The 7,368-nt window shown below is 34.6% G+C and carries 5 protein-coding genes, 6 tRNA genes and 1 rRNA gene; all 12 read left to right on the top strand.

The features are described 5' to 3' along the window. A 5S ribosomal RNA gene (rrf, locus tag LQ675_RS15085) occupies window positions 1-82 on the top strand; the annotation flags it as partial. A 19-nt stretch (window positions 83-101) separates the two neighbouring features. Further along, window positions 102-176 (top strand) — tRNA-Asn (locus LQ675_RS09635). A 1-nt stretch (window position 177) separates the two neighbouring features. Beyond that, a tRNA-Glu gene (locus tag LQ675_RS09630) sits at window positions 178-249 on the top strand. Window positions 250-257: 8 nt separating this feature from the next. After that, window positions 258-333 (top strand) — tRNA-Val (locus LQ675_RS09625). Between the two features lie 16 nt (window positions 334-349). Beyond that, window positions 350-433, top strand: a tRNA-Tyr gene (locus LQ675_RS09620). 4 nt (window positions 434-437) lie between these two features. Continuing rightward, window positions 438-512: transfer RNA gene (locus LQ675_RS09615), tRNA-Gln, on the top strand. Window positions 513-516: 4 nt separating this feature from the next. Beyond that, a tRNA-Lys gene (locus tag LQ675_RS09610) sits at window positions 517-589 on the top strand. 186 nt (window positions 590-775) lie between these two features. Continuing rightward, complete coding sequence (gene rocF / locus LQ675_RS09605; protein ID WP_048541307.1) at window positions 776-1,681, top strand: arginase; 906 nt, start codon at window positions 776-778, stop codon at window positions 1,679-1,681. 142 nt (window positions 1,682-1,823) lie between these two features. Further along, window positions 1,824-2,630: a diadenylate cyclase CdaA gene (cdaA, locus tag LQ675_RS09600; protein WP_025907437.1), complete on the top strand. Its 807-nt coding sequence runs from the start codon at window positions 1,824-1,826 to the stop codon at window positions 2,628-2,630. Further along, on the top strand, window positions 2,631-3,566 hold the full coding sequence (locus tag LQ675_RS09595; protein ID WP_048541305.1) for a CdaR family protein: 936 nt from the start codon (window positions 2,631-2,633) through the stop codon (window positions 3,564-3,566). It begins immediately after the preceding gene. Window positions 3,567-3,587: 21 nt separating this feature from the next. Further along, window positions 3,588-4,940, top strand: a complete 1,353-nt coding sequence (glmM, locus tag LQ675_RS09590) for a phosphoglucosamine mutase (protein ID WP_048541300.1) — start codon at window positions 3,588-3,590, stop codon at window positions 4,938-4,940. A gap of 471 nt (window positions 4,941-5,411) precedes the next feature. Beyond that, window positions 5,412-7,214 carry a glutamine--fructose-6-phosphate transaminase (isomerizing) gene (glmS, locus tag LQ675_RS09585; protein WP_048541298.1) on the top strand — a complete coding sequence of 601 codons (1,803 nt, stop codon included), beginning with the start codon at window positions 5,412-5,414 and terminating at the stop codon, window positions 7,212-7,214. The last annotated feature ends 154 nt before the right edge of the window (window positions 7,215-7,368 follow it).

Here is a 7,368-nt window from a genome sequence, read left to right as displayed (position 1 = left end):
CCCATGCCGAACACAGAAGTTAAGCTCTTTAGCGCCGATGGTAGTTGGGCTTACGTTCCGCGAGAGTAGGACGTTGCCGGGCAAATATTTAATTTTATTATTCCACAGTAGCTCAGTGGTAGAGCTATCGGCTGTTAACCGATCGGTCGTAGGTTCGAGTCCTACCTGTGGAGCCATGGCCCCTTGGTCAAGCGGTTAAGACACCGCCCTTTCACGGCGGTAACACGGGTTCGAATCCCGTAGGGGTCATTATTTATGGAGAATTAGCTCAGCTGGGAGAGCATCTGCCTTACAAGCAGAGGGTCGGCGGTTCGAACCCGTCATTCTCCACCATTTAATTTCATAAGCTGGAGGGGTAGCGAAGTGGCTAAACGCGGCGGACTGTAAATCCGCTCCTTCGGGTTCGGCAGTTCGAATCTGCCCCCCTCCACCATCTTTGGGCTATAGCCAAGCGGTAAGGCAACGGACTTTGACTCCGTCACTCGCTGGTTCGAATCCAGCTAGCCCAGCCATTAAGAGCCATTAGCTCAGTTGGTAGAGCATCTGACTTTTAATCAGAGGGTCAGAGGTTCGAATCCTCTATGGCTCATATGTAAGAGACATTAGTTAATCTAATGTCTCTTTTTTTATTGATGAAAATATGCATAAAATGATGTATATACGTATAAATATTTGGAATATATTAATATTATCCATAAACCCTTATATAGCTTGATGTAAGTGTTTACATATACTAGAATATAATAGTAATGCAAATTAAGGGGGATTTGAAATTATGAAAAAGAACATTGAAATAATCGGTGCACCAACTGCTTTTGGTCAAAGGAAATTAGGCGTTAATTTCGGGCCAGATGCATTGAGATATGCTGGTTTGATTGAGAGAATAGAAAATATAGGTCATAATATCATAGATAAAGGTAATGTTGAATCACCTATTATAGATATGAAAAAATATAAAAGCGAACAAGAAGGTTTAAGAAATTTAGATGAAGTGATTTCATTTTCAAATAACTTATATGAATCAGTAAATGAAACAATGAATAATGGTAACTTTCCTTTAATTTTAGGTGGAGATCATTCGTTATCAATTGGATCAATAGCTGGTATCAGTAAACATTATAGTAATCTTGGGGTTATTTGGTATGATGCACATGGAGATTTAAATACATTAGATTCTTCACCGAGTGGGAACATTCATGGAATGCCATTAAGAGTCTTATTAGGTGAAGGTAATGATGAATTAATGAATATCGGTGGTTATAAGAATAAAGTAAAACCTGAAAATATCGTTCTAATTGGTATGAGAGATTTAGATGATGGTGAGAAGGAATATATTAAAAAATCAGGCATACGTACATATACAATGGCAGATATAGATAAACTTGGCATGAATCAAGTTATATCTGAAACGATAGATTACTTAAAGGATAAAACGGATGGTGTACATCTTTCATTGGATGTTGATGCATTAGATCCAGTCGAAACGCCTGGTACGGGCACAACAGTACCGGGAGGCGCAACATATAGAGAAAGTCACTTAGCTATGGAGTTACTTCATGAGTCAAACTTAATTGTATCTGCTGATCTAGTTGAAGTAAATCCTCTTATCGATGAATATAATAAAACGGCTCATCAAGCAATTGGATTAATGGGTTCATTCTTTGGAGAGAAATTATTATAATTGACAATCATGGATAAAATATACTTTAATAAAGAAGTCTCTTTTATAGAGGCTTTTTTTATTTTATATATAATTAAATTAACAATATATCTCAAAAATTGTTATAATAAGCACTAGGTAAATGAAACACGGAGGAGATACTATGCAGTTACCTGACATTTTTGGTGAATTAAGTGCCTTAAAAGTTATAACAGGTATACTTGATTTAATTATTGTATGGTATGTATTGTACTTAATCATAACGGTCGTTAAAGGTACAAAAGCGATACAACTATTAAAAGGTATATTTTTCATCATAATTGGTAGAACAGTAAGTAATTTTTTGAATTTGACGACTACTACGCTTTTATTTGATTTTGTATTGCAATGGGGATTTTTAGCAATCATTGTAATATTCCAACCAGAGTTTAGAAGAGCGTTGGAACAATTAGGGCGAGGAAGTCTATTTAAACGAGTAAATGTAGCGACATCAGCAGAACAAGAAAGGTTAACTGATAGTGTTGATAAAGCTGTTCAGTATATGGCCAAAAGAAGAATAGGTGCATTAATTGTATTCGAGAAAGAAACTGGTCTTCAAGACTACATAGAAACAGGGATACCTATTAATGCTGATATTTCTCAAGAATTACTCACAAATATTTTTATTCCAAATACACCATTACATGATGGTGCGATGATTATACGTGAACAAAAAATTGCTACAGCAGCAAGTTATTTGCCGTTATCTGACAGTCAAAAAATTTCTAAAAGTTTAGGGACGCGTCATAGAGCAGCTGTAGGAATTTCAGAAGTATCAGATGCATTTACAGTTGTAGTATCAGAAGAAACAGGTTCAATATCTGTAACAATTGATGGTCGGTTAAGAAAAGAAATATCAAGTGAAGCCTTTAGAGAGTTACTAGTTGAGCATTGGTTTGGTTCTGTTCAAAACAGAAAGGATGTGAAGTAGATGCTAGAATCTAAATGGGGTTTACGTTTTGTAGCTTTAATTTTAGCGCTACTCATGTTCTTATCTGTGAATAATGTGTTCGGTAGCTTGTTTTCAGAAAATGCTTTGAAAAGTTCAGATCATGTAATAGAAGATGTTCCGGTAGATACAATCTATAATACAAAAGAATTATATTTATCTGGCGCACCTAAAACAGTAGATGTAAAAGTTTCTGGTCCACAATCAACAATATTACAGGCTGAAAAATTATTGAATTTTAAAGTAGAATTGGATTTGAAAAATAAATCAGTAGGACAATATAAAGAAAACTTTAAAATCAAAGGACTAAGTGATGAACTTAAAGCGACAGTTGTGCCTAAAAGCGCAAATGTAACGTTACAAGACAAAGTTTCTAAAAAATATCCAATTGAAGCAGAGATTAACCAAAACAGAATTGCTTCTGGATATGAGCTAGTAGGAGAAACTGTTAATCCATCACAAGTAACAATTACAGGTGGACAAGAAGAACTTAATAAAATTGCTTATGTTAAAGCTACTTTAGATGAAACGAAGCAATTAACAGATGATACGACCGAAAAAGCGGGTATCAGTGTGCTTGATAGCAATTTAAATAAACTTGACGTTCAGATTAGACCAGATACTGTTAACGTAAATATTAAAGTTGCAAGATCTAGTAAAACTGTGACATTAAATCCTGTTACAAAAGGTAGTGCATCTAAAAATATAAATATTGATGATATTACTTTAGATAAAAACGAAGTTAAAATATATGGTTCGAGAAACGTGCTTGATGGTATAGGATCAATAGATGTACCTGTCGATATTTCTAATGTTGACGGTGATACAACTAAAAAAATAAATCTTAGCTTGCCTGATGGTGTGGACGAAGCAGAATTTAAAAATGTTGAAGCAAAAATAGAAACTTCTAAAAACTAATCGAATTAAAGGAGAATTATAATGGGCAAATATTTTGGTACAGATGGTGTTAGAGGTGTAGCTAATTCAGAGTTAACACCAGAAATCGCATTTAGATTAGGTAGATTTGGTGGTTATGTATTATCGAAGAAACATGGTAGTGAAAATCCTAAAGTATTAGTAGGTAGAGATACACGTGTTTCTGGGGAAATGTTAGAAGCAGCTCTAATCGCAGGTCTTTCATCAATTGGTGCAGAAGTCATGAGATTAGGCGTTATTTCAACACCAGGTGTAGCTTATTTAACGAGAGAAGTGGATGCAGATTTAGGTGTTATGATCAGTGCGTCACACAATCCAGTAGCTGACAATGGTATTAAATTCTTTGGTCCAGATGGTTTCAAATTAACGGATGATGAAGAATTAGAAATTGAAAACTTATTAGATTCTACAGAAGACAATTTACCAAGACCAACAGGTAACCAATTAAATCATATTTCGGATTACTTTGAAGGTGCACAAAAATATATAAGCTATATTAAATCAACTGTTGATGGAGATTTAGATGGATTGAAAATTGTCCTAGATGGTGCACATGGTGCTACTTATTCTCTTGCGCCATATTTATTCGGTGATTTAGAAGCAACTAGCGAAACAATTGGTTGTAAGCCAGATGGTTATAATATTAACTTAAATGTTGGTTCTACACACCCTGAAGAATTAGCAAAAGCTGTTATTGAACATGGTGCAGATCTTGGTTTAGCTTTTGATGGTGATGGGGATAGAATCATTGCTGTAGATGATAAAGGACAAATCGTTGACGGTGACCAAATCATGTATGTGTTAGCTGAAGATATGGCACAAAATGGTGAATTAAAAGATAACATGGTCGTTTCAACAGTGATGAGTAATTTAGGTTTCTATAAAGCACTAGAAGAAAAAGGCATTAAATCTAACAAAACTAAAGTTGGAGATAGATATGTTGTAGAAGAAATGCGACGTGGTTCTTTCAGCCTAGGTGGAGAGCAATCAGGTCATATCGTTATGATGGATTATAATACAACTGGTGATGGTTTACTGACTGGTGCGCATCTTGCAAGTATCGTTAAAAGATCAGGTAAAAGTTTAAGTGACTTAACAAGCAAAATGAAAAAATATCCACAAAAATTAGTAAACGTAAGAGTTTCTGATAAATATGGTGTTGAAGAAAATGCTAAAGTTTCTGAAATCATGACTAAAGTTGAAGTTGAAATGAATGGCGAAGGTCGCATATTAGTAAGACCATCAGGTACTGAACCACTTGTACGTGTAATGGTTGAAGCTAAAACAGAAGAAGATGCTGAAAGATTTGTTAACAGTATTGCAGAAGTAGTAGAACAAGAAATGGGAATTGAATAAATATATTATTAATCTGAGACAACTTTTGTATGTCTCAGATTTTTTGTTTTATTTATTACAACTGTTATTATTATATTTTTATGAGAAAATTGCACTAAATATAGTATTATAATTGCACAACTTACAATTTCATTGTAGAATGAAGAGAGCTTGCTTAAGGAGGATTGTGAGGTTTATCGAAATAAGGAAACTTATAGCGCCTGAACAAAGAGTATACACGATTGAAGAGGCACGTATAATCAGATACATGCTGAATGAGTGTTATGAACTTTGTTGACGAGGAGGATAGTTATCGAATTATCGGCGGATGCTATCCCGGATGTGGCCCATTCGAAGTTCAATGTTTAAAGCATATAGGTGACTGTATGTCCAAAGACATTGAAATAGCCATAAATTGAACAGAGTATTGAAAGCGACTAGACTAAAATTTTAAAGTCTGACCGCTTATTTAAAATTGGAGGAATTTTGATTATGTGTGGAATAGTAGGATATATAGGTACAGCAAATGCTAAAGAATTATTACTTAGAGGATTAGAAAAATTAGAATATAGAGGTTATGATTCAGCTGGTATTGCTGTAAGAAACGAAGAAGAAATTAAAGTATTTAAAGAAAAAGGAAGAATTGCTGAATTACGTAAAGCAGCTTCTGATGACTTTGATGGAAATATTGGTATTGGACATACACGTTGGGCAACTCACGGTGTGCCAAACTATGAGAACGCTCACCCTCACCAATCAACATCTGGTCGTTTCACATTAGTACACAATGGTGTCATTGAAAACTATGAACAACTTAAAAATGAATTCTTATCAGGTATCACTTTTAAATCAGATACTGATACTGAAGTTATTGTTGAATTAATTGAACACTTCTCAAACGAAGGATTAACTACAGAAGATGCTTTCAATAAAGTATTATCATTATTACATGGTTCATATGCATTAGGTTTATTAGATGAACAAGATGCTGACACAATCTACGTAGCTAAAAATAAATCACCATTATTAGTTGGTATCGGTGATGGATTTAATGTAATTGCTTCAGATGCAATTGCTATGTTAGCTGTAACAGATACTTATAAAGAATTAGTCGACAACGAAATTGTTATCGTAAAACGAGATGAAGTGATCATTAAAGACCAAGAAGGTAACGTAATTGAAAGAGATAGCTATAAAGCTGAAATCGATGCTTCAGACGTTGAAAAAGGTACTTATGATCACTACATGTTAAAAGAAATTCACGAACAACCAGGTGTTATGCGTAACATTATTCAAAACTACCAAGATGAAGAGGGTAACCTTAAAATCGATAAAGAAATTATTGAAGATGTTGCACAAGCAGATAGAATTTATATCGTTGCATGTGGTACAAGTTACCATGCTGGTTTAGTAGGTAAAGAATACATTGAAAAATGGGCAGGCGTTCCTACCGAAGTACATGTAGCTTCAGAGTTCGTTTACAACATGCCTTTATTATCTGAAAAACCATTATTCATCTTTATTTCACAATCAGGTGAAACAGCAGATAGCCGTGCAGTATTAGTAGAAGCTAAACGTTTAGGTCACAAAGCATTAACAATTACAAATGTACCAGGATCAACTTTATCTCGTGAAGCGGATCATACGTTAATTTTACACGCTGGACCTGAAATCGCTGTTGCATCAACAAAAGCATACACAGCACAAATCGCAGTATTAGCAATTCTTTCTCAAGTAGTTGCGAATGCACATAACAAAAATACTGGCGTAGATATTATTCCTGAATTAGCGAAAGTAACAACTGCAATCACTGCAATTGTTGACGATGCGCCTAAAATGGAACAAATTGCTAAAGATTTCTTAGAAACAACACGTAACGCATTCTTTATTGGACGTACAATGGATTACTATGTAGGTTTAGAAGGTGCATTGAAACTTAAAGAAATTTCTTATATCCAAGCAGAAGGTTTTGCTGGAGGAGAATTAAAACACGGTACAATTGCATTAATTGAAGAAGGTACTCCAATCATTGCATTAGCTACACAAGAAAAAGTTAACTTATCGATTCGTGGTAACGTTAAAGAAGTTGTAGCACGTGGTGCTAATCCATGTATTATCTCTATGGAAGGTTTAGAACACGATCATGATACGTATGTAATACCACACGTTCATGAAATGTTATCACCACTCGTATCAGTAATCACATTACAATTAATCTCTTACTACGCTGCATTACACAGAGGTTGTGACGTAGATAAACCACGTAACTTAGCTAAATCAGTTACAGTTGAATAGAATGATATTAAACATCTGAGCAACTCGCTCAGGTGTTTTTTTATGTAAATTTTGAATATATTATATACGGATAGGCGTGTATGATGACTTGTAGTAACAAAAGTCTGGGGAAATGTAACTAAGGCAGTCTATAGTAACAAAAGTCGGCGGAATT

The sequence above is a fragment of the Mammaliicoccus sp. D-M19 genome, assembly GCF_022386695.1.
Taxonomy (GTDB): domain Bacteria; phylum Bacillota; class Bacilli; order Staphylococcales; family Staphylococcaceae; genus Mammaliicoccus; species Mammaliicoccus sciuri.
The sequence above is the reverse complement of the archived record's forward strand: the minus strand, read 5'-3'. Positions and strand labels throughout refer to the sequence as shown.

Coding starts and splice junctions, on each gene's coding strand:
- rocF (WP_048541307.1), top strand. CDS start 776: ATGAAAAAGAACATTGAAATAATCGGTGCACCAACTGCTTTTGGTCAA.
- glmS (WP_048541298.1), top strand. CDS start 5,412: ATGTGTGGAATAGTAGGATATATAGGTACAGCAAATGCTAAAGAATTA.
- glmM (WP_048541300.1), top strand. CDS start 3,588: ATGGGCAAATATTTTGGTACAGATGGTGTTAGAGGTGTAGCTAATTCA.
- cdaA (WP_025907437.1), top strand. CDS start 1,824: ATGCAGTTACCTGACATTTTTGGTGAATTAAGTGCCTTAAAAGTTATA.
- LQ675_RS09595 (WP_048541305.1), top strand. CDS start 2,631: ATGCTAGAATCTAAATGGGGTTTACGTTTTGTAGCTTTAATTTTAGCG.